The organism is Nonomuraea sp. N2-4H, from assembly GCF_045291505.1.
Taxonomy (GTDB): domain Bacteria; phylum Actinomycetota; class Actinomycetes; order Streptosporangiales; family Streptosporangiaceae; genus Nonomuraea; species Nonomuraea fastidiosa.
Map to the genome: position 1 here is coordinate 3,293,045 of NZ_CP147987.1, position 25,954 is coordinate 3,318,998.

The 25,954-nt window shown below is 71.3% G+C and carries 26 protein-coding genes and 2 pseudogenes; 9 read left to right on the plus strand and 19 right to left on the minus strand.

What is annotated here, in order from left to right:
• Window positions 1–8 precede the first annotated feature (8 nt).
• The 7 genes from WBK31_RS15215 to WBK31_RS15245 all read right to left on the minus strand — a co-directional run bounded on the left by WBK31_RS15215 (window position 9) and on the right by WBK31_RS15245 (window position 7,113).
• The gene (locus tag WBK31_RS15215) at window positions 9–230 is read right to left on the minus strand and encodes a hypothetical protein (protein ID WP_406675073.1); all 222 of its coding nucleotides are present in this window, start codon (window positions 228–230) and stop codon (window positions 9–11) included.
• A 252-nt stretch (window positions 231–482) separates the two neighbouring features.
• Window positions 483–620 carry a hypothetical protein gene (locus WBK31_RS15220; RefSeq protein WP_364051054.1) on the minus strand — a complete coding sequence of 46 codons (138 nt, stop codon included), beginning with the start codon at window positions 618–620 and terminating at the stop codon, window positions 483–485.
• Window positions 621–798: 178 nt separating this feature from the next.
• Complete coding sequence (locus WBK31_RS15225; RefSeq protein ID WP_406675074.1) at window positions 799–2,688, minus strand: glycoside hydrolase family 76 protein; 1,890 nt, start codon at window positions 2,686–2,688, stop codon at window positions 799–801.
• Window positions 2,689–2,700: 12 nt separating this feature from the next.
• Window positions 2,701–3,981, minus strand: coding sequence for an ABC transporter substrate-binding protein (locus WBK31_RS15230; RefSeq protein WP_364051060.1), 1,281 nt, complete (start codon window positions 3,979–3,981; stop codon window positions 2,701–2,703).
• Between the two features lie 43 nt (window positions 3,982–4,024).
• Entirely contained in the window at window positions 4,025–4,897 is an 873-nt protein-coding gene (locus tag WBK31_RS15235) for a carbohydrate ABC transporter permease (protein ID WP_378788998.1), read from the minus strand.
• Complete coding sequence (locus tag WBK31_RS15240) at window positions 4,894–5,730, minus strand: carbohydrate ABC transporter permease (RefSeq protein WP_406675075.1); 837 nt, start codon at window positions 5,728–5,730, stop codon at window positions 4,894–4,896. Before WBK31_RS15240 ends, WBK31_RS15235 begins: the two co-directional genes overlap by 4 nt.
• Window positions 5,731–5,838: 108 nt before the next feature.
• Window positions 5,839–7,113 (minus strand): glycoside hydrolase family 125 protein, encoded by a 1,275-nt coding sequence (locus tag WBK31_RS15245; RefSeq protein WP_378788994.1) that lies wholly within the window; start codon window positions 7,111–7,113, stop codon window positions 5,839–5,841.
• Window positions 7,114–7,256: 143 nt separating this feature from the next.
• Between WBK31_RS15245 and WBK31_RS15250 the strand changes: the two genes are divergently transcribed.
• Window positions 7,257–8,384, plus strand: coding sequence for a substrate-binding domain-containing protein (locus tag WBK31_RS15250; protein WP_406675076.1), 1,128 nt, complete (start codon window positions 7,257–7,259; stop codon window positions 8,382–8,384).
• A 14-nt stretch (window positions 8,385–8,398) separates the two neighbouring features.
• Window positions 8,399–9,433 (plus strand): glycoside hydrolase family 76 protein, encoded by a 1,035-nt coding sequence (locus tag WBK31_RS15255; protein WP_406675077.1) that lies wholly within the window; start codon window positions 8,399–8,401, stop codon window positions 9,431–9,433.
• Here the strand turns inward: WBK31_RS15255 and WBK31_RS15260 are convergent.
• Both WBK31_RS15260 and WBK31_RS15265 read right to left on the minus strand, forming a co-directional pair.
• Window positions 9,425–9,814, minus strand: coding sequence for a VOC family protein (locus tag WBK31_RS15260; protein ID WP_364051078.1), 390 nt, complete (start codon window positions 9,812–9,814; stop codon window positions 9,425–9,427). The two genes, WBK31_RS15255 and WBK31_RS15260, sit on opposite strands and share 9 nt — an antisense overlap.
• A gap of 219 nt (window positions 9,815–10,033) precedes the next feature.
• On the minus strand, window positions 10,034–10,801 hold the full coding sequence (locus tag WBK31_RS15265) for a helix-turn-helix domain-containing protein (RefSeq protein WP_406675078.1): 768 nt from the start codon (window positions 10,799–10,801) through the stop codon (window positions 10,034–10,036).
• A 74-nt stretch (window positions 10,802–10,875) separates the two neighbouring features.
• On the opposite strand from WBK31_RS15265, the pseudogene WBK31_RS15270 reads away from it, so the two are divergent.
• Window positions 10,876–11,415 (plus strand): annotated as a pseudogene (locus WBK31_RS15270) (alpha/beta fold hydrolase); the annotation flags it as partial.
• Between the two features lie 13 nt (window positions 11,416–11,428).
• Here WBK31_RS15270 and WBK31_RS15275 read toward each other — a convergent pair.
• Together WBK31_RS15275 and WBK31_RS15280 are read right to left on the minus strand one after the other, a co-directional pair.
• A complete protein-coding gene (locus WBK31_RS15275) occupies window positions 11,429–11,632 on the minus strand; it encodes a hypothetical protein (protein WP_406675588.1) in 204 nt (67 codons plus the stop codon).
• Complete coding sequence (locus WBK31_RS15280; RefSeq protein WP_406675079.1) at window positions 11,632–11,880, minus strand: hypothetical protein; 249 nt, start codon at window positions 11,878–11,880, stop codon at window positions 11,632–11,634. The genes WBK31_RS15275 and WBK31_RS15280 overlap by 1 nt, the downstream gene beginning before the upstream one ends.
• 80 nt (window positions 11,881–11,960) lie before the next feature.
• On the opposite strand from WBK31_RS15280, the gene WBK31_RS15285 reads away from it, so the two are divergent.
• Together WBK31_RS15285 and WBK31_RS15290 are read left to right on the plus strand one after the other, a co-directional pair.
• Window positions 11,961–12,896 (plus strand): sensor histidine kinase, encoded by a 936-nt coding sequence (locus WBK31_RS15285; protein WP_378788982.1) that lies wholly within the window; start codon window positions 11,961–11,963, stop codon window positions 12,894–12,896.
• A gap of 624 nt (window positions 12,897–13,520) precedes the next feature.
• A complete protein-coding gene (locus WBK31_RS15290) occupies window positions 13,521–14,213 on the plus strand; it encodes a response regulator transcription factor (protein ID WP_364057391.1) in 693 nt (230 codons plus the stop codon).
• 174 nt (window positions 14,214–14,387) lie between these two features.
• Here the strand turns inward: WBK31_RS15290 and WBK31_RS15295 are convergent, their stop codons facing one another.
• Window positions 14,388–14,528 (minus strand): hypothetical protein, encoded by a 141-nt coding sequence (locus WBK31_RS15295; RefSeq protein ID WP_364051093.1) that lies wholly within the window; start codon window positions 14,526–14,528, stop codon window positions 14,388–14,390.
• A 407-nt stretch (window positions 14,529–14,935) separates the two neighbouring features.
• Window positions 14,936–15,685, minus strand: a complete 750-nt coding sequence (locus WBK31_RS15300; protein WP_364051096.1) for a glucose 1-dehydrogenase — start codon at window positions 15,683–15,685, stop codon at window positions 14,936–14,938.
• A gap of 93 nt (window positions 15,686–15,778) precedes the next feature.
• On the opposite strand from WBK31_RS15300, the gene WBK31_RS15305 reads away from it, so the two are divergent.
• Together WBK31_RS15305 and WBK31_RS15310 are read left to right on the plus strand one after the other, a co-directional pair.
• Entirely contained in the window at window positions 15,779–16,396 is a 618-nt protein-coding gene (locus WBK31_RS15305; RefSeq protein ID WP_364051099.1) for a TetR/AcrR family transcriptional regulator, read from the plus strand.
• A gap of 70 nt (window positions 16,397–16,466) precedes the next feature.
• On the plus strand, window positions 16,467–17,303 hold the full coding sequence (locus WBK31_RS15310) for an alpha/beta fold hydrolase (RefSeq protein ID WP_406675080.1): 837 nt from the start codon (window positions 16,467–16,469) through the stop codon (window positions 17,301–17,303).
• 537 nt (window positions 17,304–17,840) lie between these two features.
• Here WBK31_RS15310 and WBK31_RS15315 read toward each other — a convergent pair.
• Both WBK31_RS15315 and WBK31_RS15320 read right to left on the minus strand, forming a co-directional pair.
• Window positions 17,841–18,497 carry a maleylpyruvate isomerase N-terminal domain-containing protein gene (locus WBK31_RS15315; protein ID WP_364051108.1) on the minus strand — a complete coding sequence of 219 codons (657 nt, stop codon included), beginning with the start codon at window positions 18,495–18,497 and terminating at the stop codon, window positions 17,841–17,843.
• A gap of 242 nt (window positions 18,498–18,739) precedes the next feature.
• The gene (locus WBK31_RS15320; RefSeq protein WP_364051111.1) at window positions 18,740–19,858 is read right to left on the minus strand and encodes a LacI family DNA-binding transcriptional regulator; all 1,119 of its coding nucleotides are present in this window, start codon (window positions 19,856–19,858) and stop codon (window positions 18,740–18,742) included.
• Window positions 19,859–19,889: 31 nt separating this feature from the next.
• Here WBK31_RS15320 and WBK31_RS15325 point away from each other — a divergent pair, with 31 nt between their 5' ends.
• On the plus strand, window positions 19,890–21,284 hold the full coding sequence (locus tag WBK31_RS15325; protein ID WP_364051114.1) for an MFS transporter: 1,395 nt from the start codon (window positions 19,890–19,892) through the stop codon (window positions 21,282–21,284).
• On the opposite strand, the gene WBK31_RS15330 is transcribed toward WBK31_RS15325, so the two are convergent.
• From WBK31_RS15330 to WBK31_RS15345, 4 genes are all read right to left on the minus strand, one after another.
• Window positions 21,285–23,672, minus strand: a complete 2,388-nt coding sequence (locus WBK31_RS15330) for an ATP-binding cassette domain-containing protein (protein WP_378788970.1) — start codon at window positions 23,670–23,672, stop codon at window positions 21,285–21,287.
• Between the two features lie 174 nt (window positions 23,673–23,846).
• Entirely contained in the window at window positions 23,847–24,473 is a 627-nt protein-coding gene (locus WBK31_RS15335) for a TetR/AcrR family transcriptional regulator (protein WP_364051120.1), read from the minus strand.
• The gene (locus tag WBK31_RS15340; RefSeq protein ID WP_364051123.1) at window positions 24,473–25,321 is read right to left on the minus strand and encodes an oxidoreductase; all 849 of its coding nucleotides are present in this window, start codon (window positions 25,319–25,321) and stop codon (window positions 24,473–24,475) included. Before WBK31_RS15340 ends, WBK31_RS15335 begins: the two co-directional genes overlap by 1 nt.
• Window positions 25,322–25,406: 85 nt before the next feature.
• Window positions 25,407–25,673, minus strand: coding sequence for a hypothetical protein (locus WBK31_RS15345; protein ID WP_364051126.1), 267 nt, complete (start codon window positions 25,671–25,673; stop codon window positions 25,407–25,409).
• Window positions 25,674–25,729: 56 nt separating this feature from the next.
• Between WBK31_RS15345 and WBK31_RS15350 the strand changes: the two are divergent.
• A pseudogene (locus WBK31_RS15350) lies at window positions 25,730–25,849 on the plus strand (LysR family transcriptional regulator); the annotation flags it as partial.
• Between the last annotated feature and the right edge of the window lie 105 nt (window positions 25,850–25,954).

Sequence of the window (25,954 nt, forward strand, 5' to 3'; positions counted from 1 at the left end):
CAGGCTGCTCACTTCCGCTCGGTCCACCGCTCGTAGGTGTCGTCGCCTGGGAGCACCCAGGTCGCTACGTTCGGCCGCTTGATCTTTTTGAGCGTCTTCACCGCGCCCGTCTGGTGTGACACCTGGTAGATCGCCACCCCGCTCGCGGTCTTGGAGCACACGATCAGCCGCTTCGACCGGTCGACGTCGACGTCGTCGATGTACTGCCCGCGCGGCAGCTTCACGCTCACCGTGGCGCCCGCCCGTCCGGTACGCAGGTTCAGCAGGCGCAGCTTCCGGTACTTGCCAGGCCGTGCCGACCAGCACGGCCGAGGTCGTGTAGTCGCCCGCCAGCGCCTCCGGCGCGAGCTTCGTCTTCAGCCGCAGCCGGGAGCGCAGCGCACGGTCGAAGACGACGGCCTGTCCCTCCCCCTGGACCAGCAGCCGCTTGCCGTCGGGGCTGAACGCGCCCAGACCCCGGGCGTCCGTCTTCTCCGGCGGCCTCAGGGACTTGCGCGGAAGATGTGCCGGCCGTCGGCGCTGATCAGGAACGGGGCGCGGGCCCCCGCGTTGACCGCGTCCTTGGGCGCTACGGTCAGCGCCTCGGGCACCTTCACCACCTTGCCGCTGGTGAGCACCACTTCCCAGGTCGTCGTTCGCTGGGCGTAGGCGATCGTGGCCGGCGCCTGGGCGGCCGCGGGCTGAGCGGCCGCGATCAGGCCGCGCGTTCCGGATCCCCGGCGTCGCGGCGAGCGCCTGGTACGCCGCCGCGCGGACCTGCGCGGGCGCGCGCAGGTCCGCTCCTCCTGTCGCCGATGGTCAGGAAGTGCCGGTGTAGCGGAGGGTCATCGCGTCGAGGTTGAGCCGGTTCGTGCTGCCCGTGGCGGAGCTGAACGCGACCGCGACGGTGTTGGCGCCCTTGCGGAGCGGCACGTCCGGCACGGTGACCGTCTTCCACTCGGTCCAGGATCCGCTGGCGGGGAAGCGCTGGGCCCCGGCGGCCTCGGCGCCGTTGACGACGATCCTGCGTACGGCGTCGCCCGCGGCGGCGGCATAGCGGAAGGTGAAGTCGTACCTGCCGGCCCTGCTCACGTTGGGACGCAGCGTCACCGACTGGCCGCCCGCGTTCCAGCCGGCGACGTACCCGGTGCCGGTGTAGCCGGCGTGGGCGGACTCGGTGCCGACGCCGCGCAGGGTGCCCGACTCGGCCTGGTGCTGGGCGGAGACGTCGAGCCTGTCGAGGTTGAGGAAGTTCGAGCCCATCTCCAGCCGGATCGTGTTGTGCCCCTTGGCGAGGGTGACGCCGTCGAGCACGACCGTGTTCCAGGTGCCCCAGCCGCCGGTGGAGGGGAACGGCTGGGCGGCGGCCACCTCGGTGCCGTTGACGAGGACGCGGCGGGTGGCGTCGCCCGCTCCGGCGGCGTAGCGCAGGCGCAGCTCGTGCGCCCCGGCAGAGGGCACGTTGACGTGGAAGGTGAGCGTCTGGTCCGGGTTGTTCCAGCCGGCGAGGTAGCCGCGCCCGCTGAAGCCGGACTGGCTGCTTTCGGCTCCGATGCCCGACGGGCGGGCGTTCTCGGCCTCGTAGACGCCGTTCTCCGGCTGGAGCCCGGCGTTGCCGTCCGGCTGGACGATCTGCAGCATGCTGACGGGGGCCGCCGCGGTCAGGCTCTGCAGGTACGTGCCGGGCGCGGGCGCCGACCAGTCGGGGCCCACCAGGTTGTCGGTGGCGCGGCGGTGGCTCCACGCCTGGGTGGCGTTGCGCTGCAGGAACGGCAGGTACTGGCGCTGGCCGTGCTCCTTGACGAGCGTGTTGAGCGCGCGGACCAGCCGCGCCTTGAAGCCGCCGCCGTCATCGACGCCCTCGTGCAGCAGCGTGCCGCCGTTGGTGAGGTAGGTGGTGGCCCAGTCGGCCGCCGCGCGGGCGTCGTCCAGGTAGGAGTCCGCTCCGGTGACCTTGCGGAGCGCGGCGGCGGCGCTGATGTAGGTGCCGAAGTTGTAGGTGAAGTCCCACTTCACGAGGGTGCCGGCGTCCTGGAGGTGGTCGTAGACGTGGCCGTCCTCCTGGAGGTTCTCCTTGATCCAGGCGAACAGGCCGCGCGCCCGTTCCAGGTAGCTCGCCTCGCCGGTGGCGGTGTAGAGCTTGGTGGCGGTGAGCACGGCGGGGGCGTTGGTGGCGACGTTCTTCTGGTCGCGTACGCTCCTGCGCCACCAGATGCCGCCGCCGTACGTCGAGTCGTGGAAGGCCCAGATCCGCTCGAACAGCTCACGCGACCTGTCCAGGTACGCGGTGTCCCCGGTGATCTCGTACGCCCGCGCGCAGGCCAGCGCCCACCAGCCCAGGTCGTCGTTGAAGTCGTTCTCGAACGTCGGATAGGCGGCGACGAACCCGGCGTAGACGTCGTCGATCATCGTGCGGTACGTGGAGCCGCGGGTGCGTTCGTAGGCGTCCATGACCAGCTCCCAGAGCTGGGCCTCCCACCAGAAGTCGGTGTAGAGGCCGCCTTCTGGGCCGTGTGCGTGCTCGGGATGGATCTTTCTGTCGCTGTTGGTGTAGAAGTACTTCTTCTGCGGGTCCCAGAAGGTCGCGATGAAGGCCGACATGGCCGCGTCGGCGTCACCAGGAACGGTGGCGGCGGCCGGGGCCGGCTGGAGCGGCTGGAGGAGGGCTGCCGATAACACGACGCAGGCAGCCGCGAGGCGTGATCTCACCGGCGCATCCTTTTAGTTGAGGTTGTTGTCCTTGAGCACCCGGTCGCCCTGCTGCTGCGCCTGGGCGAGGGCCTGCTGTGCGCTGACCTTGCCCTCCAGGAAGAGCTGGAGGTTGGGGATGAGCGCCTCTTCCTCCATCGGCGGGTAGCCGGCGCAGGTGGGGCGGATCTTGGCGAACTCCAGCGTCTCCAGGATCGGCTTCCAGAACGGGTCGCCGGAGAAGAACGGATCCTGCGCGGCCTCGACGTTGCCGGGGATGTTCAGACTGGTCTTGGCCCACAGCATGGCGTTGTCCTTCTCGGCCGCCCACCACTTGATGAACTCCCAGGCGGCGTCCTGCTGCTTGGAGGCGCGCGGGATCACCAGGCCGAAGCCGCCCATGAGGCTGGCCTTGTCGCCCTGCGGCCCGGCGGGCGGCGGCACGATGCCGAAGTCGAGGTCCTTGCCGTACTTCTTGTACGTGGTGATGTTCCAGGGCCCGGTGAGGATCATGGAGACCTTGCCGGTGGCGAAGGCGTCGGTGCCCTCGCCGAGGCCCTTTTCGAAGCCGCTCTGGTAGACGCCGGCCTTGGCCATCCGGTCCCACAGGCCGAGCACCTGCCGGCCCTGCGGGCCGTTGAACGCGGTGCGCGAGCAGTCGTCGGTGACCATCTGGCCGCCGGCTTGGCGCAGGTACATGCTGAACAGGCCGGTGTCGTCCATGGACAGCCCGGCGCGGACGAGCTTGCCGCCCTCGCGCTTGGTCAGCTTCACCGCGGCCTTCTCCAGCTCGTCCCAGGTGCGCGGGGGCTCCAGGCCCGCCTCCTTCAGGTGGGCCTTGTTGTAGAACAGGGCGCGGGCGTCCACGGTGAGCGGCAGGCCGTACAGCTTGCCGTCGTGGGTCAGCTCGCGCATGGCCTCGCCGTAGAAGCGCTCCTTGGGGATGCCGTCCTTCTTCAGCAGGTCGTCGAGGGGGAGCAGGACGTTCTTGGGCGCGTAGCTGGCGGTGCGCCAGCGGTCCCAGAACATGATGTCGGGGGCCTGGCCGGAGGTGGAGGCGGTCAGGAACTTGGTGAGGATGTCCTCCTGGACGACGTACTCGACCTGGATCTTCGGGTGGGACTTGTTGAAGGCCTCGGTCATCGTCTTGAACTGCTGCTCGCCCTCGCCGGACCAGTCGCCCCAGAATTTGAGCCGAACCACCCCGTCGGACGACGAGGAGGAGGTGCCGGATGAGGAGGCGCAGCCGGTGGTGATCACCGTTGCGACGGCGAGTGCGGCGGCCGCCAGCCGCCTGGTCAGGGTCGCGTGCATCGGCGGCTCATTCCTTTCGTGGAGATCTTCGTGAAAGACCTGGTCATTGGAGGCCGGAGCCGGTGAAGGCGAGGCCCCGGGTGAGGTAGCGCTGCGCGAAGGCGAACAGCAGCAGGGTGGGCGCCATGGCGACGATCGATCCGGCCATGAGCGGCCCGTAGTCGGTCTGGCGGTTGAAGGAGAAGGCGGCCAGGCTCATCTGGATGGTGCTCATGTCGGGGTCGTTGAGCACGATGAGCGGCCAGAGGAAGCCGTTCCAGCCCGCGACGAACGTGAACACCGCGAGCGTGGCCAGCGCGGGCCGGCACAGCGGCAGGTAGATCTTCCAGAAGATGCGGAACTCGGGGCAGCCGTCCACGCGGGCGGCCTCGCCGAGGTCCTTGGGCAGGGAGAGGAAGAACTGCCGCATCATGAACACCGCGAACGCGCCGACCGCACCGGGCAGGATGACCGCCCAGTACGTGTTCAGCAGCCCGATGCCGCCCTGCCCGGTGATGTCGTTGCCGCCCGCGAGCGGCATGCTGCGCACGATGAGGAACGACGGCACCAGCGTCACCACGGCCGGCACCATCATCGAGGCGAGCAGCAGCCGGAACAGCACCTTGCTGCCGCGGAACGGCAGCCGCGCGAAGGCGTACCCGGCCATCGCGCCGAGCAGCAGGTTCGTGATGACGCCCGCCACGGCGAGCAGCATCGAGTTCGCGAAGTGGCGGGCGAACGGCACCATGGTGAACGCCGTCCAGTAGTGCTCGAAGGTGATCGAGCTGGGCAGCCACTTGATCGGCAACGAGATGATCTCGTTGTCGGGCTTGAGCGACGTGCTGAGCGACCACAGGAACGGCAGCAGCATGAACAGCCCGACGACCGTGAGCACGATGTAGAACAGCGCGATCCTGATCCGCCTGGCCATGGTCATGTCTCGTCACTCCGGTTGATCCGCATGTTGATCACGGTGACCGCCACGATGATGAGGAAGAGCGTGAACGCCTGCGCCGAGGCGTAGCCCATCTGCAGCCGGTTGAACGCGGTCTCGTAGATCTGGTAGACGGGCGTGAGCGTGGAGTTGCCGGGCCCGCCCTTGGTCATCACGTACGCCTGGTCGAAGAGCTGGAAGGCGCCGATCAGCGACAGGGTCGTGACGAACAGCGTGGTCAGCCGGAGCTGTGGCCAGGTGACGTGGGCGAACGTCGCCCAGCGGCCGGCCCCGTCCAGCGCGGCGGCCTCGTACAGGTGCTTGGGGATGTTCTGCAGGCCGGCGAGGTAGATCAGCATGTTGGAGCCGACGCCCTGCCAGAGCGTGACGATCACGATCGAGAGCATGGCCGTGCTGCTGTCGCCCACCCACGCGGGGCCGGGGATGCCGAAGAAGCCGAGGATCTCGTTGACCGGCCCGTAGTGGCTGTTGAGCATCCAGGTCCACACGGTCGCGGCGGCCACCGGCGAGGTCACCACCGGGATGTAGTAGACGGTGCGGAAGATGCCCATCGCCGGGAGCCTGCTGTTGAGCGCCACCGCCAGCAGCAGCGAGGCGGCGATCATCAGCGGGACGAACATCGCGCAGTAGAGCAGGATGTTCTTCAGCGTGGTGAAGAAGGTGACGTCCTCCAGCAGCCTGGCGTAGTTCTCCAGGCCGACCCACGACGGCGGGCTGAAGACGTCGTAGCTGGTGAAGCTCAGGCCGAGCGCGCCGATCACCGGCAGCACGGTGAAGACGACGAACAGCACCATCGGCGGCGTGGCGAACAGCACCCCGGCCCGCGCCTGGTGCCTGGCCAGCAGGGAACGCCGGGGCCTGGCACGGTGCCGCCGGCCGCCGGGTGAGGCCCGGCCGGCCGCTAGGCCTGGCGAGCGTCTGTGTCATGTCAGCGCCACCTCCATGGCGAACTGCGCGTACAGGCTGTTGGCCCAGCCGAACCAGGGGCGGGTGAACACGCCGGGGTCGTCGGGGTCGAAGCTCTCGTGGATGTAGCCGGTGCCGGCCGTGGTGGCGGCGAGCGTGGTCAGCAGCTCGGCGCGCTCCTCCTGGTCGGTGCTGGTGAGGCCCTGCATGGCCAGCGACATCGGCCAGACCTGGCCGGGCTTGGTGTGCGGGCTGCCGATGCCGCGCGCGTGTCTGCCCTCGCTGTAGTACGGGTTGCCGGGGCTGAGCACGAAGGCCCTGGTGTTGCGGTACGTCGGGTCCGTGGCCGGGCGGTAGCCGAGGTAGGGGATGGACAGCAGGCTCGGGATGTTCGCGTCGTCCATCAGCAGGTGATTGCCGAGGCCGTCGGTCTCGTACGCGTAGACGGGGCCGTGGCGGGGATGGTCGACGATCGCGTACCGCTTGATGCCCTCCTCGATCTCGTCGCGCAGCGCGGCGGCGTCGTCGGCCAGGGCGGCGTCGGCGTAGAAGTCGCGGGCGAAGGCGGCGACGTGGCCGAGCACGACGACCGCGAACATGTTGGCCGGGACCAGGAAGCCGTAGGTGCAGGCGTCGTCGCTGGGCCGGAACGCCGAGCGGACCATGCCGGTGTAGCCGCACTCGGGGCCGCGCCCGCCGTTGACGAGGGTGTCGGTGGGCTGCTGGGGGTGCGGGCGTTCGAAGCGGTAGTGCGAGGACTCGGGGTGCTGCTCGGTGCGCATGGTCGCGACGGCGACGGTGAGCATGCGGTGCACGTCCTCGTCGAACACCTCGGCGTCGCCCGTGGCCGTGTGGTAGAGGTGCAGCAGCCGCAGCGGGTGGCACAGCGAGTCCAGCTCCCACTTGCGCTCCCAGACCCAGGGGGTGAGCTCGGTGCGGTCGTCCTGGTGGCCCTGGCCGTCGGGGGTCTCGTTGAAGGCGTTGGCGTACGGGTCGAGCGCGACGTAGCGGGCCTGGCGGCGGATCACCCCGCGGACCATGGCCCGCAGGTCGTCGTCTTCCGCGGCGTAACGCACGTACGGCTCGATCTGGGAGGCCGAGTCGCGGAGCCACATGGCCGGGATGTCGCCGGTCAGCACGAACGTCGTCCCGTCGGGCAGCCGCTTGACCGTGGTCTCCAGCGTGTTGAGAAAGCACTGCCGGAACATGGCGGCGGCCTCGGGGAAGCGGGGCGCGAGGCGCGTTCGTACGTCTTCGGCCACGCCGAGCAGCACTGGGGGGACAGGGTTCACGCGTTTCCCTTCGTGAGGTGCGCGAGATGTCACTTGAGGGAAACGTAGGAACTAAGTTGGCATAAGTCAATATGTACATTATGCCGATCTATGAGATGATATATACCAAGACAAGGTGACATACCAACCTATGAAGGGGAAGAGTGGCTGCGAGAGGCCCGCTTCTGTACGAGCGGATCATCGAATACCTCCTGGACGAGCTCCGGAGGGGAGCGCTGAACCCCGGCGACCGCGTCCCCTCGGAGATGGAGCTGGCCGAGCGCTTCGAGGTCAGCCGGATCACCTCGAAGAAGGCGCTGGAGGTGCTGCGGCAGGCCGGAGTGGTGCAGCGGATCCGCGGCAAGGGTTCGTTCGTGGCCGCCGAACTGCCCGACCTCGACGCCCTGGAGCTCTCACCGTCCAGCACTGCGGCCGGCGAGGGCGAGCGGGTGCCCGGCACGATCGCGATGATCTATCCGGACGCGTCCGAGGCGTACGGGCTTGAGCTGCTCTGCGCCGTGGAGGAGCGCTGCGCCGAGCGCGGCATCAACCTGGTGATCAAGCGGACCCGCGGCAGCCAGGAAGAGGAGGAGAAGGCCATCGAGTCGATGGTCGACGCCGGGCTGGCCGAAGGGCTGATCGTGTTCCCCGTGCACGGCGAGTACTACAACGCCGGCCTGCTGCGGACCATCCTCGACGGCTTCCCGCTGGTGCTCGTCGATCGCTATCTCGTCGGCATCCAGGTGTGCGCCGTGCACACCGACAACGTCGCCGCCGCCCGTGCCCTCACCGAGCGCGTGCTCGACCAGGGGCACCGGCAGGTCGCGTTCGTCTCGCCGCCGCCGGAGAACACCTCCAGCATCGAGGAGCGCCTTGAGGGCTTTCGCGCCGCCTTCGCCGGGCGCGGCCTGTCGCTCGACAACGCCCGCCAGCTCACCGGCCTGTCCAGCACGCTGCCGGGCGCGTTCACCCCGGAGAACGTGCTCGCCGACGTCGAGCGCATCCACGACTTCCAGGCCCGCGAACCCGAGGTGACCGCGTTCGTGGTGTGCGAGTACAACCTGGCGCGGGTGATGAGCCGGGCCATCGCGGAGACCGAGCCGCGGCCGCTCATCGCCTGCTTCGACTCGCCGCTGGACCCCGTCGCCGGGCCGCCTTTTCTCCACGTACGCCAGAACCAGCGGGAGATGGGCCGGCAGGCGGTGGACCTGCTGCTCGCCCAGATGCGCGGTGAGACGGTGCCGCCGCGCTCCATCGTCCCGTTCTCGATCGTCGAGCCAGAGATCAGCTGAACCACGGAGGACCCTTGCCCGACATCTGGAGCGACCGCGCCGAACTGGCGCAGCGCAGCCTCGATCACTACTTCGCCGCCCCCGGCGACCAGCTCTTCCACAACTGGTATCCGCTGGAGCCCGGCGACGACGACGTCTTCAACTACTGGTGGCTCGCGCACGCCATGGACGTGCGGATCGACGCCCACCGGCGGACCTCCGACCCGGCCAGGCTCGACCAGGCCGCCGAGATCCTGGCCGGCATCCGGCGGCGCAACGGCGGCGCGCTGTTCAACGACTACTTCGACGACATGCTCTGGCTCGCGCTCGCCACCTTGCGCCTGGCCGAGGCCACCGGCTCCGGCGACCTGCGCCGCCACGCCATCGTGCTCTGGCAGCACGTGCTCGACCACGGCTGGAACGACCACGAGGGCGGCGGCATCGCCTGGCGGGTGCAGCAGCCGTACTACAAGAACACCCCGGCCAACGCGCCGTTCGTCATCCTGTCGGCCCGGCTCCACCGCGTCACCGGCGAGGACCGCTACCTGGAGTGGGGCGTGCGGGTCATGGACTGGCTGGAGGGCGCGCTGGTGCGGCCGGACGGGTTCGTGGAGGACGGCGTCAACCGGCAGCAGGACCACGCCATCGACGTGGACTGGCGCTTCACGTACAACCAGGGCCTGTACGTCGGCGCCTGTGTCGAGCTGGCCCAGGCGCTGGGCCGGGACGACTACCTTGAGCGCGCCGCCCGTACCGCGACGACGGCGATCGCCGAGCTGAGCTCCGACGGCGTCTTCGCTCACGAGGGCGACGGCGGCGACGAGGGGCTCTTCAAGGGCGTCTACTACCGCTACGCCCACCGCCTGGTCGAGGTGCGCGACGTGCCCGAGGTGCGAGACTTCCTGGTGGGCAGCACCGAGCGGCTGTGGAAGAACTGCCTGAGCGACGGCCTGCTGCTGGCCGGCCAGGACTGGAACCGCCCGCCGGGGCCGAAGGTCTCGCTGTCGGCGCAGCTCAGCGCGGTGATGGCGACCGAGGTGTGCGCCGCGCTCGCCTCCGGTTCAGCGTAGTGGTCCCGTGATGATCCACAGGTGGCCGAACGGGTCACGGGTCCGGCCTGAGCGCTTGCCGGACGGCCGGTTCTCGATCGGGACGGTCACCTCGGCGCCGTGGGCGACCATGCGCTCGCCCACGGCGTCCGGATCGTCCGCTTCCATCTCGATGAGCACCGCCGAACCGCCGAGGTCGTCCGGCGACCGCCAGCCCCACGCTTCGACGCTCGGCGATACCCGGAAGGTCGCCTCGCCGACGCGGTGCTCGATGACGCTGGGCCGGCCGTCGTCGGCTCCGACCGGGGGAGCGCTGAACACCCGCTCTGCGCCGAGGGCTGCCTGATAGAACGCCGAGGCGCGGTCGGGGTCGGGCACGATGAGGCGTGGGGAAAGGTTCATGCGCCTCATCGTGCTGGCGACGGCCAGCGGGGTCTTGAAGAATTGGGAACGCCTCTGGCCGGGTACCGGACACCGCCCGTCAGCACACGCCGCCGCGCCGGAGACGACCACCACCCGTCACCACATGTCGCCACGTCGGAGACGACCGGCGCCCGTGACGGCTCGCGGCCCCGATGGAGGCGGCCGCCGGCCGTACCGGCACGTCGGCCCCGGCCCCGCCTACGCGGACGGCCCTTCGGTGCGTAGCCACTCGACCGGCGTACACCCGGTCATGGCGCGCCACTCCCGCGTGAAGTGGGCCTGGTCCGCGAACCCCGCCGTCGCCGCCACCTCCGCCAAGCTGACCGCGCCGGATCGGGCGGCGGCCACGAGCCTGCCGCGCGCGGCCTCGAACCGCACCAGCCGCTGGTACTCCTTCGGCGTCACGCCGAGCGCGGCCCGTACCGTGGCACTGAGATACCGCCGCGAACAGCCCAGCAGCCCGGCCGTCTCCCGCACCCGGTCGGTCCCTGACAACGCCGCCAGCACGACCCGCAGATCCCGGTCACCGGCGCGTGCCTCGTGCCTTGCCCACCCAGCGAGCAGAGCGTCCTCGACGAGGGCGCGGCGCTCCGGCCAGGACCTGCGGCCCGCCAGTCGCTCAGGCAGGTCCGCCAGCGCCGGTGCCACATCGGCGAGCTCGACGACGCGACCGCTCAGCTCGGCCGCGGGAACGCCCAGCAGCGCCGCCGCCCCCAGCGGGCTGAGCGTCACCCACACGCCCCGCCCATAGCCCTCCTGCCGCAGCTCGGCCGCGTCCAGGTGCAGCCCGGCGACGGCGGCGTGAAACCGTCCCGGCGGGCCGGGCCGCCCGAGCCAGGCGATCTCCACCGGGTCGGCCTCCGGGATCGTGATCGAGATCGTGGACGACGGCAGCCCGCGATGCACGCGCCGGCCCAGCTCGTACGCGCTGAGCGTCCCCACGTACGGCACCGCCTGACGAGTCATCCCCCCACAGTAAGGGCACTCCCGAGCGACCTGCATCCGCCGGGGTGATCCGCCGCCGGTGGGAGGATGAGGCCATGTACGTCCGTGAGACCGGCGACGCGCACGCCCCACCCCTCCTGTTACTGCACGGCGGAGGCGTGGCGGGCTGGATGTGGCGCCCGGCGCTCGACCGGCTCGGCACGAGTCACCGCGCGATCATCCCCGACCTCCCCGGCCACGGGCGCAGCGCGGCGGAAGCGTACCGATCGCATGAGGAGACCGCGCGGGCCCTGGTGCAGATCCTGGAGGAACGCGCACCGAACGGCGCGACCGTCGCGGGGTTCTCACTGGGGGCGCAGCTCACGATCCTCCTGGCCGCAACCCGTCCTGGCCTCGTCGCCAGGGCCGTCGTGGTGAGCGCACAGGCGAAGCCGCTCCGCTTCCCCGGTGCGACGCTGGGGCTTCTCGCCGCGACCGCACCGCTGGCCAGGCGGGAGTGGTTCGCAAGGCTCCAGGCCAGGCAACTGCTCATTCCGGACGAGCTGCTGGCCGACTACGTTCGCGACAGCGTACGTACGAGCCGGGAGACCCTGCTCGCGGCATCCCCCTGCAGCGCCCTGACCTGTTCGCCGAGGTCCTGGCCGAGCGTCACCCTTTCGGCCCGTAGGCCGTCACAAGGACGTACACCGCGGCGAGAACAGCGATCCAGACCAGGGCGCGCCTGGTCGGCGGGGGACCGTCGCGCAGCAGCGAGACGCCCAGAGGGATGAACGCGACGCACAGTCCGCCCACGGCGAGGAAGGACTGCGGGACCTGGGTGCCTTTGAGCGGGCCGAGCGCGAGCATCGACATCAGGCCGAGCGCGACCGATCGCCCCAGCCCGAGAGCGCCGGAACGGTAAGCGCCGGCGGCCAGCACGACCCACCCGAAGAACGCCGGCCCGACAGCGCCCTGAACGGATGCCAGCGCGTGTCGCCCCAGGCGGTGTAGTAGGCGCCGATGCCGTCGAGCATCGTCTGCAGGCCGAGGCTGTCGGTCAGGTGGAATGCCAGGTGGTCGGTGCCGTACTGGAAGGTCCGGGTGAACAGCCCGACGATCACCAGGCAGCCGCCCCACATCCCCCACAGCGGAGCCGTGGCGGCGACCGTGACCGGCGCGGTGGCGGCAGGCGCTTATCTGGGTGACGTACGTGCCGACCGCGCTCACGCTGTACCTCGTGGCCACCACCACCTGGCTCGCCTGGTCGATGGCGAGCCTGGCAGCATGCGCCGCCGGGGCGGTCGCCGCAGTCCTGATCTTCTACGAGCGCGTGTTCCCCGGCCTCGACCCGGCGGCAGGGCCGAGCGAGCTGCCGCCGGCCTGGCCCATCGAGATCGGGGCGATCTCCGTGGTCCTGGTCGTGGCGTGGGCCGTCGGAGCGGCCGTGCGCTGGAAACGCGCCACGACCGCCGCCCTCGTCCGCCACCTCTCCGAGGCGGTCGTGGCGGACGAGCGCCGACGCATCGCCCGCGAGCTGCACGACGTCATCGGCCACAGCATGAGCCTGATCGCCGTCAAGGCCACCGTAGCCAACCACGTCGCCGACGCCAGACCGCAGGAGGCGCGTGCCGCGCTGGCCGTCATCGAGGAGACCAGCCGGAGCACGCTCACCGAGATCCACCGCGTGATCGGCCTCCTGCGCTCAGACGGCGACCCGCAGCAGGCCCACCTGCCCGTCCCCGGCATGGCCGACCTGCCCAAGCTGGCCGCAGACGCCCGATCCGCCGGAGTCGACGTCCACCTCACCGTCAACGGGGAAACCGAGCCGCCACCCGGAGTCGCGATGTCGATCTACCGCATCGTGCAACAAGCGCTGACCAACGTCGTCACCCACGCGGCACCCACCCGCTGCACGGTCACCGTGGACATCGACGGCCGCGAAGCCGCGATCGAGGTATTGGACGACGGCCCCACCCACGGCCGCCCGCCCCGCGCAGGCCCCGGCGGCCACGGCCTGATCGGCATGCGCGAACGGGTGAAGCTGTACGGCGGCACGTTCAGCGCAGGCCCCCGCCCCGAGGGCGGCTTCCGCGTGGCAGCCCGCCTGCCCTACAACGCGAACGGCGCAGGAACATGACCGGCGACACCACTGCACGCCAGGTCATGAGGGGCGACACCACTGGACGGCAGGCCACGTGGGGCGACGCCGCTGGTGGCGTGACCGTAACCGGCAGCGTCGCAGCGCGCGAGGACGCTGCGCGTGCAATCGTGATCAGTAACATCACTGCACACGACCCCGTGACCGGCGACGCTGCTCGGCGTTGGCTCGTGACCGGCGACGCCGCTGGGCGCGAGTTCGTGACAGGCGACGCTGCTAGGCGCGGTACCGTCACCGGCGATGTCGGTGCATGTGACGCCGTGACCGGGAGCCGTCAGTGTGCCTACACGGGCCCTCGACACGCGACACCGTAGGACGTGAGCCCGTGACCGAAGACGCCACTGGGAGCGGGGCAATGCGATGACCTGGGATAGCAACACGCGCGGGCTCTCCACCCGCGATGTCTTTGCAGGTGCACCCGCAACCGGTAACTCGGGCACGGACGAACCCGCGGCCAGGCACGCCCCAGCGGGTCCGCCTTCGACCGGAAACTCGGGCACGGACGAACCCGCGGCCAGGCACGCCCCAGCGCGAGCGCCCGGTGACAGCGCTCGGCGCGAACCCGCCACCACCGATGACGCTGATGCGCAGACCACTGGTGACATCAGTGGGCGCGAGCAGTCCCCGCCGATCCGGGTCCTGCTCGCGGAGGATCAGGTGCTGGTGCGCGACAGCCTCAAGGTGCTCATCGACACCACACCCGGCCTGGTCACCGTGGGCGAGGCGGGCACCGGTGCCGAGGCCGTGACCCTGGCCCGGCGGCTGCGCCCCGACGTCGTCCTGATGGACATCCGCATGCCCGACATGGACGGCATCGAAGCGACCAGGCGCATCTGCTCCCAGCCCGGCGGCACCGGCGCCCGCGTGCTCATCCTCACCACTTTCGACCTGGACGAATACGTGTACGGCGCACTGCGAGCGGGGGCGAGCGGGTTCCTCGTCAAGAACGCCACGGCGGCGGAGCTCCTGGCCGCCATCCGGGTCATCGCCGCCGGTGAGGCGCTGCTCGCCCCCTCGGTGACCCGGCGGCTCATCGCCGAGTTCCTGCACGGATCTCGCGCCGCCCCGGCCGTACGCGACCTGAGTGACATCACCCAGCGCGAGCGCGAGGTGCTGACCCTCATCGGCCGCGGGCTGTCCAACACCGAGATCGCCGATCACCTGCATCTCACCGTCGGCACGGTGAAGACGCACGTCGGCCGCCTCCTGGCCAAGCCGCACGCCCGGGACCGGGCTCAGCTCGTCATCGCGGCCTACGAGGGCGGTCTCGTCACCATCCCGGACAGCCGCCGCTGACCCGAGGACCCTCCGGGCGACTGACCGAGGGCGGCCTTGGTCAGTCGCCCGGCGGCCCCGCCCGCCCAGGCACGACGCGGTTGGCGGATCGGTTCCGTGTTCTGGGTGCCGTAAGCCGACATGCCAGGCCGCGACGTGCAGGGAACGTCCGCCGCTTGGCAGGGATGAGTCCATTCACCAGGTCAGCAGCTTCGGACGTCCGGCCGGAACCGTCAGCCGGTCCTGCGGCATCCGTACGCCCAGCGGGACCAAGGCCACGCAGAGCAGGCCGGTGACCAGCACGTCGGGGACGGAGATGCCCTTCAGCAGCCCCATCCACGTGGCTCCTGCCGGCGACAACATCACGGCGCGGGCGGTGCCGAGAACGCCCGAGCGCCAGGCGGCGACGGCCAGGAGGAGCGGGCCCGCGTACTGGCCGACCGAGGCCCGGACTGGTACTCGCCACGGTCCATAGGAGATATCGACGTGCTCCTTCCTGATCGCGTTCGGCGCCTGATTCCGCCCGCGAGGACCTCGGTGACCTCGGTGAGCTCGGTGAGTTGGAAGGCGGTCTGGTCGGGGCCGGCGACGTTCAGGCGGGCGAAAAGCCCGGCGACCAGCAGGAAGCTGACCAGTAGGAAGCTGATGCGCCGGTCTTTGGCCCCGCGGGTGCACAGGTCCCGGCTGGGGCAGTCCTTGCTGTCACGCCTCGACCAGTTCGGCCGGGCCGTACGTACCGGCTGCTAGATCTGGACTTCGCCGCCGTCCACGACCAGGTTCGCGCCCAGGATGAAGCTTGCCTGGTCGGAGGCGAGGAAGGCGACCACGTTGGCGATCTCCTCGGGACGCCCGACGCGGCCGATCGGGATGCCCGTCGCGAAGCTCTCCTTCGTCACAGGCGAGTTGTCGCCGGCGACCACGTTGTCCAGGCCGGGGGTGTCGATGGTGCCGGGGGAGATCGCGTTCACCCGGATGTTGCGGCCTGCCAGCTCGCCGGCCCAGGTGCGGGCGAAGGAGCGGATGGCCGCCTTCGACGCCGCGTACACGCCGAACGCGGGCACGCCGTCGCCGGCCCGCACCGAGGAGTTGAGTATCACGGAGGCGCCGTCGTTGAGCAGCGGCAGCGCCTTCTGCACGGTGAACAGCGTGCCCCGGACGTTGACCCCGAAGATCTCGTCGAAGTGCTGCTCGGTGACCTGCTCCAAGGTCGCGAACGACGCGGCGGCGGCGTTGGCGAACAACACGTCGATGCCGCGGCCCCGGTCGCGTACGGCGGCATAGAGCCGGTCCAGGTCGGCAAGGTTCGCGATGTCACCCTGTACGGCGGTCACCGACGACGGGCCGATCTCCGCCACCACCTCATCGAGTACGGCCTTCCTGCGGCCGGTGATGAACACGTGCGCGCCCTCGGCCGCCAGCCTCCTGGCGGTCGCAAGCCCGATCCCGGTCCCGCCCCCGGTGATGACCGCGGTCTTTCCTTCGAACAGCTTCATGACCTTCACCTCGTCAGATATTTGTACCGATCGGTACGAAAGATGACGATAGCACTTCTGCACCGATCGGTACACAAGGGTAGGATCGAGGGTGTGCAAAGTCAGGAAAAGGGACCCATCGGCCGCCCGCGCGGCTTCGACACCGAAAAAGCGCTGGAGCAGGCCATGCGGGTGTTCTGGCAGCAGGGCTACGACGGCGCCAGCCTCACCGACCTGACCAAGGCCATGGGCATCAGCCGCACCAGCATGTACGCCGCCTTCGGCAGCAAGGAGGACCTGTTCCACCTGGTGCTGCAGCGCTACACCGACGGCCCCGCCTCGTACGTCCAGCGTGCCCTGCTGGAGCCGACCGCGCGCGAAGTGGCGACCGCGTTCCTGCACGGCGCCGTCCAGGCCACCACCACTCCCGGCGCCCCGGCCGGCTGTCTCGGCGTGCAGGGGTCGCTGGCCGCGGGAGAGCCGGGCCGCGCCGCCCGCGACACGCTCGCCGCCTGGCGGGAGAGCGGCGTCACACTCCTCGCCGAACGCCTCAAGCGCGCCGCCGACGAGGGCGACCTGCCCGCAGGCAGCGACCCCGAGCTGCTGGCCCGCTACCTCATGACCGTGGCCAACGGCATCGCCGTCCAGGCCGCGGGCGGCGCCTGCCGCGACGAGCTGCACCGCATCGCCGACCTCGCCCTGCTCCAGTGGCCGGCCCCGGCCGGCCGATAGAAGACGTTCCGCGGGATCCCCGGTCCGGAGCGGTACGGTCGTGTGGTGATCCGCGGAAAGGGGCGGCGTGATGATCGAGCTGGACGTTCAGGTGAGCGGGGGCCGCACCCTGCACGTCTACGACACCGCGCCGGAGGACGGCGAGCGGGTGCCGATCCTGTGGCAGCACGGCACGCCGAACCTCGGATCGCCGCCCGAGCCGCTCTTCGCCACCGCCCACCGGCTGGGGCTGCGCTGGGTGTCGTTCGACCGGCCGGGATACGGCGGCTCCGACGTCGCGCCGGGACGCACGATCGCGTCGATCGCCGACGACGCGGCGGCCGTCGCGGACGCGCTCGGCATCGGCCGCTTCGCCGTCGCGGGGTACTCGGGCGGCGGATCCTGCGCTCTGGGGTGCGCGGCCGTGCTGGGCGATCGCGTACGGGCGGTGCTGAGCCTGGCCGCCATCGCCCCGTACGGAGCCGACGGGCTCGACTGGTTCGCCGGGATGATCCCGTCCGGCGTGGCCGCGCTGGGCACGGCGGCCGCGGGCCGTGAGGTGCGGGCGGCGCTGGAGGCGTCCGGCTTCGCGTACGACTGCGAGTTCACCCAGGCCGACCTGGCGGTGTTCGAGGGGCCGTGGGGGTGGCTGGGCAAGGTCTCCGAGCCCGCACTGGCCGCCGGGCCGTACGGACAGATCGACGACGACGTTTCCTGCACCCACGACTGGGGCTGCGATCCCGCCGACATCAGCGCTCCCGTCCTGCTCATGCACGGCACCGACGACCGCGTCATCCCCGCCGCGCACGGGTCCTGGCTCGCGGCCCGCTGCCCGGCCGCCGAGCTGCGGCTGATCCCAGGCGACAGCCACTTCACGATCGTCACCCGCGCCGAAGAGGGCCTGGAGTGGCTGCGCCGGCGGCTCTGACTCGCCGCCGCGCCGGCCGTGAAATGCCCGGGAAGTACCCGGCCTGCGACCTTGGAATGGCCTCCTACCTGCGCCGGCACCGAACGAGATCACTCACCGCCCAGGGGAAGGCCGATGTTCATGACAGTTCACGCGAACACGTCGCGCTTGACGCGGATGCGGGGCCGGCGGTCGGCGCGGCGTTCGTCCTGCTGTCGGCGCTGCTCGCGACGGCGGCTCCGACCGCGCGGGCGGCGGAGACCGGTACGAGCAGACGCCGGCACGCGCGCCGAGGCTGACCCCGTTCAGCGGCGGCCAGGAGCGGGCGCACCACGACGTCAGCACGGACACGCGGAACCGGCTGGGCCAGGGCGCCCTCAGCAACCGCCAGTACGGCAACGCCGTGACGACCTCGCGGGAGAAGGACAGGAGCACCTACGCGAAGTACTGGCCGACCAGCAGCCCCGTGCGGATCAACACCTGGGACCCTCCTGATACCTCGACGTCTGCTGACAGCGGTTGATCTGCGGCTCCCCGCGGCGCGGCGGGGAGGCGTGTTCAGCCCACCACGAACGGCAGCCGCGCGGCCAGCTCGCCCAGCTCGTCCTTCTCGCTCGCGGTCGGGGCACGGCGGCCGGTGCCGACGAGCAGCGCCGCCTCGTCGGAGAACGACGCGGGGAACGCCGCCCCGGCGATCTTCTCCAGCATCTCGCGCGACCGCGCCAGCCCTTCGGCGGGCGGCCCCGGCACGCCCTGCAGGTGCGCGATCAGGTCGAGGTGGTGCAGGGTCCATTCGAGCACGTATGCCGACAGGTAATCGCCCGTCGTCAGCACCTCGTCGCGCGTGGTGACCCGCTGGGCGGGATCGGCCAGCTCGGCGGCGCGGCCCGCGGCGGAGCCGACGTCGTCGAGGTGGAACTTCAGCAGGTACGGGTCCTCGTACGCGGCGGCGAGCCGCACCGTCAGCTTGTCGAGCGGGTCGTCACCGGTCGGGGGAGTGTCGGTGACGTCCCAGTAGGTGATCGCGTCGCGGGTGGGCGGCTGGTCGGTGGGCGTGACGAGCGTGATCAGGACATCCTGAGCGTCCACGATCAGGTGGCACACCAGGTCGCGTACGAGCCACCCGGCACAGCCCGACGGCTCCGCGAAGGCGTCGTCGTCGAGATCGGCGACCGCCGCGCGCAGAGCGGCCCAGGAACGTGAGAAGTCATCCACGCGGCCACACGGTAGTGGTGCGCCACGAGCCCGGACAACCACATCTGCCGTGCCTCCGGCTCCGGCCGGCGCGCCCCAGCGGCTCCTCCGGCTCGGCTTCGGTATGGCGGTGATCCGGCCGTGGCTTCGGCGCGTCGCGGTCCAAGGGGCGGCTGAGGCCGCGCCCGTCGAGGAGTCCGGCGTCGACCGGTGCCGCTCCAAGCAAACCCCGCGCCGGCCGAGCGGAGGTCGTGCGTCGCGCCTCAGCCGGTGATGCTCCAGGGGATCTCGCTTTCGGCGTGCCCTTCCGGGTTGAGGGCGAGCCGGGCACAGCGGCGGCCCTGGTCGCGCAGGGGGTTGGCGACGGAGACGATGCCGAGCTCCTGGGCGGCCGGTGAGGCGTCCCAGCCGAGGTAGGCGGCACCGGGGTGCGTGTCCCGGAGGGCTTCGCGGGCGCCGATGGCCAGCTCGTCGCTCATCGCGATGACGAGCGCGTCCGGGGGGAGGCGCGGAGCGAGCGCGCGGGCGGCCGCCGCACCGTCGGCGCGGGTGTTGCGGGCGACGACGGCGACCGGCGTCTCGGCCCAGTCCAGCCCGGCCTGCTCGACGGCGGCCCGGTAGCCGCGCAGGCGGGCGTCGGTGACGGGGAACGGGACGTGCGCGGGCAGGCCAGAGCCCGTGGTCGTGACGGCCGTGCGGCCCCGATCGAGGGGGAACGAGATGACGACGGGCCTGCGCGAGCGCCCCTTGCCATGACCTGCGTCGTCAGTGAGGGCTTTTCCGGAGGTGTCGCCAGTGCGGAGCCGTCCGGAGTCACCCTCGGCGCGGGGCTGCGCAGCGCCGTCGCGCAGTGCGCGGGCGACGATGGCGCGGGCGGCCTCCTCGTCGTTCTGGGTGACGCAGGCGATGCCCGTACGCGCCGGGCCGCCCTGGATGACGGCGGGACGCGGGTCGGCGGCGACGGCCGCGAGCACCGGGTCGTCCTCGGTGGTGGTCCAGAGCACGAACGCGTCCACGGCCGACGACAGCACCCGATCGACGTCGCCCGCGTCCCCGCGCGTCGGGATGAACGTCAGCCCCTGCCCCTCCTCGACGCACACCTCGGCGACACCGGCGAGGAACTTGGCCGCCTGCGGGTCGTCGAAGGCGTACACCAGGTGCTCGCCGAAGACCACGCCGAGCTGCCGGGTCTTGCCGGACTTCAGGGCGCGGCCCACGGCGTCGGGGTGGTAGCCCAGCTCTCCGGCCGCGCGGTGCACGCGTTCGCGGGTGGCGTCGGCGACGCGGGCCGGGCGGGTGAACGTGTAGGAGGCGGTCATCAGCGAGACTCCCGCGCGGGCCGCCACGTCCTTCAGCGTCACGCGTCTGCGGTTGGTGGGCACGCCGCCATCCTAGTTGTGTAGCGTTACACACATGTCGGGATCCAGCCCTCGCCCAGGGCTCTTCAGTACGTCGCCGTTCCTCGCTTTCGCCGGTTTCGGCGTGTTCTGGGGTGTGTGGGGTGCCTGCCTGCCCCTGCTGCGCGCCCATGCGGGGGTGGGCGACGCGCGCTTCGGCGTCGCCCTGCTGCTGGTGGGCGCGGGAGCGCTGCCCGCCATGTTGCTGACCGGGCGGCTCGTCGACGCCGTCGGCCTGCGGGTGGCCGGGATGCTGCTCGCGCTGCTGGGGGTCTCGGGTGTGGTGCTGTGCGCGATCTCCACCGGCTACGCCGGGCTGTGTGCGGGCATCCTCGCCGTGGGAGCCGCGTCGGGGGCTTCCGACGTGGCCATCAACACGCTCGCCGCCACCGTGGAGAAGCGCACGGCACGGCCGGTGGTGGCGCGCTCGCACGCCGCGTTCTCCGCCGCCGTCGCGGCGAGCAGCCTGGCTGCGGGCGCACTCGCCGCCGCGACCGGCAGCCTGCTCGCCGCCTTCACGGCCGCTGCCGCGCTGGTCGCAGCGGTCGCCGTAACCGTGGTGACCGCGACCCGCCCAGCCGCCGTACGGACCGGCGCCGGAGCCCCGCGCACGGACATCGACGTCCCGCAGGCCGCAGGCCCGGACGGCCGAAGGGCCGACGCCCGGCGGGCTTGGGACGCAGCCGGGCGGCCGAGCGCGGAGCCGGAGGGGCGAAGCGACCAGGCGCGGGCGGGTTTCCGCGCTGTCACCGGAACAAGCGCACGCCCCAGGCGGCGGGGAGGGGCGGGGCGGTTGCCGGGAGGCGGGGCGTTGGTGGTGATCGGCGGGATCGGGGCGCTGGCGTTCGCGGCGGAGAACGCGTTCCAGACCTGGGGGGCGGTCCTTCTCGCCGACGCCTTCTCAGCATCACCGGCGGTGGCCGCGGTCGCGCCGGCGGCGTTCGCGGCCACGGCGGCGCTGGCCCGGCTGGCGGGCGGGCCGGTCATGCTGCGCCGCCCGATCGCCGCACTGGTCACATCCGGCCTGATCGCCACGGCGGGCGGCGTGCTGACGGCGGTCGCCCCGTCGCTGCCGATCGCCCTGGCGGGCGTGGTCGCCGCAGCCCTGGGCACGGCGACGCTCTTCCCCACCCTGCTGTCGTACGGCCTGCGGCCCGTCCCCGACGCGTTCAGAGGAAGGGCCACCTCGGCCGTCTCCACGGTCGCCTACCTCGGCTTCCTCGCCGGCCCCGCCTACTTCGGGATGCTCGCCGACGCAGGCGGTGTGCAGCGGGCGTTCCTCGGCGTGGCCGCGCTGACCGGAGTGCTGCTGGCGACGCTTCCCGTGCTGCCGCGACTGAGCCGCCCCGCGACGGACCACGAGCGGGCGTCACGGGGCGGCGACGGGGCGCCCGAGCGGGTGCCGTGCTGATCAGGCCCCGACGTACTCCGCCAGGTGCTCGCCGGTCACCGTCGAGCGGGCCTTGACCAGCTCGGCGGGCGTGCCCTCGAACACCACCCGGCCGCCGTCGTGACCCGCGCCCGGCCCGAGGTCGATGATCCAGTCGGCGTGCGCCATGACCGCCTGGTGGTGCTCGATGACGATGACCGACTTGCCGGAGTCCACGAGCCGGTCGAGCAGGCCGAGGAGGTGCTCGACATCCGCGAGGTGCAGGCCGGAGGTGGGCTCGTCCAGGACGTACACGCCGCCCTTCTCGGCCATGTGGGTGGCCAGCTTGAGCCGCTGCCGCTCGCCGCCGGACAGCGTGGTGAGCGGCTGGCCGAGCGTCAGGTAGCCGAGCCCGACGTCGGAGAGGCGGGTGAGGATGGCGTGGGCGGCCGGCGTACGCGCCTCGCCCGAGCCGAAGAACTCCACGGCCTCGGCGACCGGCATGGCCAGCACCTCGCTGATGTCGCGCCCGCCGAGCCGGTGCTCGAGCACCGACGGGTGGAACCGCTTGCCCTCGCACTCCTCGCAGACGGTGGTGACGCTGGCCATGAAGCCCAGCTCGGTCTCGATGACGCCGGCGCCGTTGCAGTCGGGGCAGGCGCCTTCGGAGTTGGCGCTGAACAGCGCCGGCTTGACGCCGTTGGCCTTGGCGAACGCCTTGCGGATCGGGTCGAGCAGGCCGGTGTAGGTGGCCGGGTTGCTGCGCCGCGAGCCGCGGATGGGGCTCTGATCGATCGACACCACGCCGGCGCGGGCGGGGATCGACCCGTGGATGAGCGAGCTCTTGCCCGACCCCGCCACGCCGGTGACGACGGTGAGCACGCCGAGCGGGATGTCGACGTCGACGTTCTTGAGGTTGTTGGTGGTGGCGCCGCGGATCTCCAGGTGGCCGGTGGGCGTGCGCACGGTGTCCTTCAGCGTGGCCCGGTCGTCCAGGTGGCGCCCGGTGACGGTGCCGGAGGCCCGCAGCCCTTCGACGGTGCCCTCGTAGCAGATCTCGCCGCCGGCGGTGCCCGCGCCGGGTCCGAGGTCCACGACGTGGTCGGCGATCGCGATGGTCTCGGGCTTGTGCTCGACGACGAGCACCGTGTTGCCCTTGTCGCGCAGGCGCAGCAGCAGCTCGTTCATGCGCTGGATGTCGTGCGGGTGCAAACCCGCTGTGGGCTCGTCGAAGACGTACGTGACGTCGGTGAGCGAGGAGCCGAGGTGGCGGACCATCTTGACGCGCTGCGCCTCACCGCCGGACAGGGAGCCGGCGGGGCGGTCGAGCGACAGGTAGCCGAGCCCGATCTGGACGAACGAGTCGAGCGTGTGCGCCAGCTTGGCCAGCAAAGGCGCGACGGTCGGCTCGTCGAGGCCGCGTACCCACTCGGCCAGGTCGCTGATCTGCATGGCGCAGGCGTCGGCGATGTTGACGCCGCGGATGCGCGAGGAGCGGGCCAGCTCGGTGAGCCGGGTGCCGTCGCAGTCGGGGCAGGTGACGAACGTGACCGCACGCTCCACGAAGGCCCTGATGTGCGGCTGCATCGCCTCGGGGTCCTTCGACAGGAACGACTTGCGGATCTTCGGGATCAGGCCCTCGTAGGTGAGGTTGACGCCGTCGACCTTGACCTTGCGCGGCTCGGCGTAGAGGAAGTCGTCGAGTTCCTTCTTGGTGTACTCGCGGATCGGCTTGTCGGGGTCGATGACGCCGGATGCGGCGATGACGCGTACCGTCCAGAAGCTGTCGGCCTTGTAGCCGGGGATGGTGATCGCGCCTTCGGAGATCGACTTGGAGTCGTCGTAGAGCTGGGTGAGGTCGAGGTCGGAGACTGAGCCGCGGCCCTCGCAGCGCGGGCACATGCCGCCGGTGCGGGTGAAGGTCGCCTTGACGGGCTTCTTCTTCTCGCCGCGCTCGACGGTGATCGCGCCGGCGGCGCGTACGGTGGGCACGTTGAAGGAGAACGCGTTGGGCGAGCCGATGTGCGGCTGCCCGATACGGCTGAACAGGATGCGCAGCATCGCGTTGGCGTCTGTGGCGGTGCCGACCGTGGAGCGCGGGTCGGCGCCGAGGCGCTGCTGGTCGACGATGATCGCGGTGGTGAGCCCGTCGAGCACGTCCACCTCGGGCCTGGCCAGCGTCGGCATGAAGCTCTGGACGAACGTGCTGTACGTCTCGTTGATCATCCGCTGCGACTCGGCGGCGATGGTGCCGAACACCAGCGAGCTCTTGCCCGACCCCGACACCCCCGTGAACACCGTCAGCCGGCGCTTGGGGATCTCGACGGTGACGTCCTTGAGGTTGTTGACACGGGCGCCGTGCACCCGGATCCAGTCGTGGGTGTCGGCGGCGTGGGGCGCGGGCGATCGTGGGTCCGTGCTCGTGGCCATGCTGGTGGTGTCTCCATCTGTGGTGCGGGCGCTGCCACCGTCGGGCAGTTATGAGAAGTATGTCGGCTTTTGTCCGGCCTTGCGCCGGGTGAGCCGCGCTTGCCCACCCACGCTAGGGGCAGACCGGCGCCCGGCGCTTCTCGAATACTGACCGCTTCCCGTCTCGTTCCCGCATCACTTGTCGCCGCCGGCCAGCCCGGCGCAGGTCAGCCAGATGTGCTCGCACGCCGACGACGCCCGCCGCAGCGCCTCGGGAGACTCCTGCGAGGCGTGGTAGAAGCTCCGCTCGATCATCCAGCACAGGGCGCGCGCCATCGCCGACGCCTGGTGGGGCTCGGTGCCCGCGGGGACACCCGCGCGCTCCAGCACGGCGGTGATGGCGCCGGTGAACAGGTCGGCCGTGCGACTCCACAGCTCGCCGATCTCCGGGACGGTCAGCGACAGGTCGATGGCCGTGCGCATGACCAGGCCGTGCTCGTTCCACAGCTCGATCGTGCGCCGCATGGCCGCCGCGATGGCCGCGCGCGGGTCGTCGTTCGCCGCGGTGGCCCGCGAGCGCTCCCACAGGTGCTCGACGGTCCTGGCCACGAGCCCCGTGACCACCTCCTGCTTGGAGCCGAAGTAGAAGTACAGCGCGCCGCGCGTGATGCCGGCGCCCTGGGCGATGTCGCCGACGGTCATCGCCTCATAGCCCTTCTCGGCCAGCAGGGCCTCGCAGGTGTCGAGGATCGCCCGCTCCCTGAGGTCGCCCTTGCGCTCGGCGGCGGTGCGCCGCCGCCGAGCGGGAGGGGTGCCGCGCATCAGAGCTGCGCGCCTTCGGGGAAGTCGGTCGTCCGGGACAGCGCCTCCCACGTGCGGATGTCGTCGTCCACGGCGGTACGCGCGGCGGCGATCAGGCGCAGCGCGTCGGAGCCCAGGACGAGGTGGGCCGGCGGGTTCTCGATGGAGGCGATGTGCACGACCGCCTCACCGGCCTTGGCCGGGTTGCCGAGCTGGTTGCCGCTGGCCTTGCGCCGCGCCGCCCTGATGGGCAGGAACAGCTCGTCGTAGTCGGCGATGGAGTGCTCAGCGCGGGTCATGGAGCGTCCGGCCCAGTCCGTACGGAACGATCCGGGCTCGATCGCCGTCACGTGGATGCCGAACTGCGCGACCTCCTTGCCCAGCGCTTCGAGTATGCCTTCGAGGGCGAACTTGCTGCCGCAGTAGGCGGACATGCCGGGCACGGCCATGAGCCCGCCCATGGACGTGACGGCCATCAGGCGGCCGCTCCTGCGCTGCCGCATGTAGGGCAGGGCCGCCCGCAGCGTGGACACCGCCCCGAAGACGTTGACCTCGAACTGCCGCCGCACCTCGGCCAGCGAGGTCTCCTCGAACGTGCCCTCCAGGCCGTAACCGGCGTTGGCGATCACGACGTCGAGTGGGCCGACGTTCTGCTCCACCTCGGCGACCACCCGGTGGACCGCGTCCTCGTCGGTGACGTCGAGGACGCGGCCGTGCGCGCGCCCCGGCTCGAGCGCCTCGAAGGCCCGCAGGTCCGCCTCGGAGCGGACGGTTCCCGTGACGGTGTGCCCGGCCGCCAGCGCGGCCTGAGCGAAGGCCCGCCCCAGCCCTGAGCTGACGCCGGTGATGAGCCATTTCTGCTGTTGCATGTCCCCTCCAGGGGCTAGGTCGGGCGGGAGCCGGACGGCTCCACCTCACAAAATCTACACTATGTCGATTTTTCTCGGCAAAGTGTCAATTCTGGCTGGGCGCGGCGGACGCGAACCAGACCCCGGCCGCCGCGCACACCGCCGCCGCCAGCGCCATCGCGGTCGCGGGCCCGCTCGCCTCACCGAGCCCCATGACGCCGCCCATCGCGGCGACGCCGAGCGTGGCGCCGGCCTGCCGTACGGCGTTGAGCAGCCCTCCGGCCGCACCGGCCGCCAGCAGCGCCAGGCCGAGCACCAGCGCCGCGATCGGCACGTTGATGAGGAAGACGGCCCGCCAGCCCGCCAGATCCACCAGGACGCCGCCGCCACCGCCGCGCCGTTGATGGCCGCCCAGGTCGCCACCGCACGGTCACCGGCGCCGCCGTGGCACTCGACCTGGCGCCGTCCAGCGTCTCGGCGCAGATCCGTGCCCTGGAGCGATCGCTCGGGGTGGAGCTGTTCGCGCGCACGACCAAGGGCATGCGGCTCACCCGCAGGGCGAACGCCTCCTCATCTGGTCACGCCGCCTGCTCGACCAGGCGGAACAGGCCCGGCGCGAGGTCACGGGACAGGCCGCGCGGCTGCGGCTCGGCG

Coding starts and splice junctions, on each gene's coding strand:
- WBK31_RS15230 (WP_364051060.1), bottom strand. CDS start 3,981: ATGCACGCGACCCTGACCAGGCGGCTGGCGGCCGCCGCACTCGCCGTC.
- WBK31_RS15235 (WP_378788998.1), bottom strand. CDS start 4,897: ATGACCATGGCCAGGCGGATCAGGATCGCGCTGTTCTACATCGTGCTC.
- WBK31_RS15260 (WP_364051078.1), bottom strand. CDS start 9,814: ATGAACCTTTCCCCACGCCTCATCGTGCCCGACCCCGACCGCGCCTCG.
- WBK31_RS15265 (WP_406675078.1), bottom strand. CDS start 10,801: ATGACTCGTCAGGCGGTGCCGTACGTGGGGACGCTCAGCGCGTACGAG.
- WBK31_RS15275 (WP_406675588.1), bottom strand. CDS start 11,632: ATGTCGATGCTCGCGCTCGGCCCGCTCAAAGGCACCCAGGTCCCGCAG.
- WBK31_RS15295 (WP_364051093.1), bottom strand. CDS start 14,528: ATGGGGCTGCTGAAGGGCATCTCCGTCCCCGACGTGCTGGTCACCGGC.
- WBK31_RS15300 (WP_364051096.1), bottom strand. CDS start 15,685: ATGAAGCTGTTCGAAGGAAAGACCGCGGTCATCACCGGGGGCGGGACC.
- WBK31_RS15310 (WP_406675080.1), top strand. CDS start 16,467: ATGATCGAGCTGGACGTTCAGGTGAGCGGGGGCCGCACCCTGCACGTC.
- WBK31_RS15325 (WP_364051114.1), top strand. CDS start 19,890: ATGTCGGGATCCAGCCCTCGCCCAGGGCTCTTCAGTACGTCGCCGTTC.
- WBK31_RS15330 (WP_378788970.1), bottom strand. CDS start 23,672: ATGGCCACGAGCACGGACCCACGATCGCCCGCGCCCCACGCCGCCGAC.
- WBK31_RS15335 (WP_364051120.1), bottom strand. CDS start 24,473: ATGCGCGGCACCCCTCCCGCTCGGCGGCGGCGCACCGCCGCCGAGCGC.
- WBK31_RS15340 (WP_364051123.1), bottom strand. CDS start 25,321: ATGCAACAGCAGAAATGGCTCATCACCGGCGTCAGCTCAGGGCTGGGG.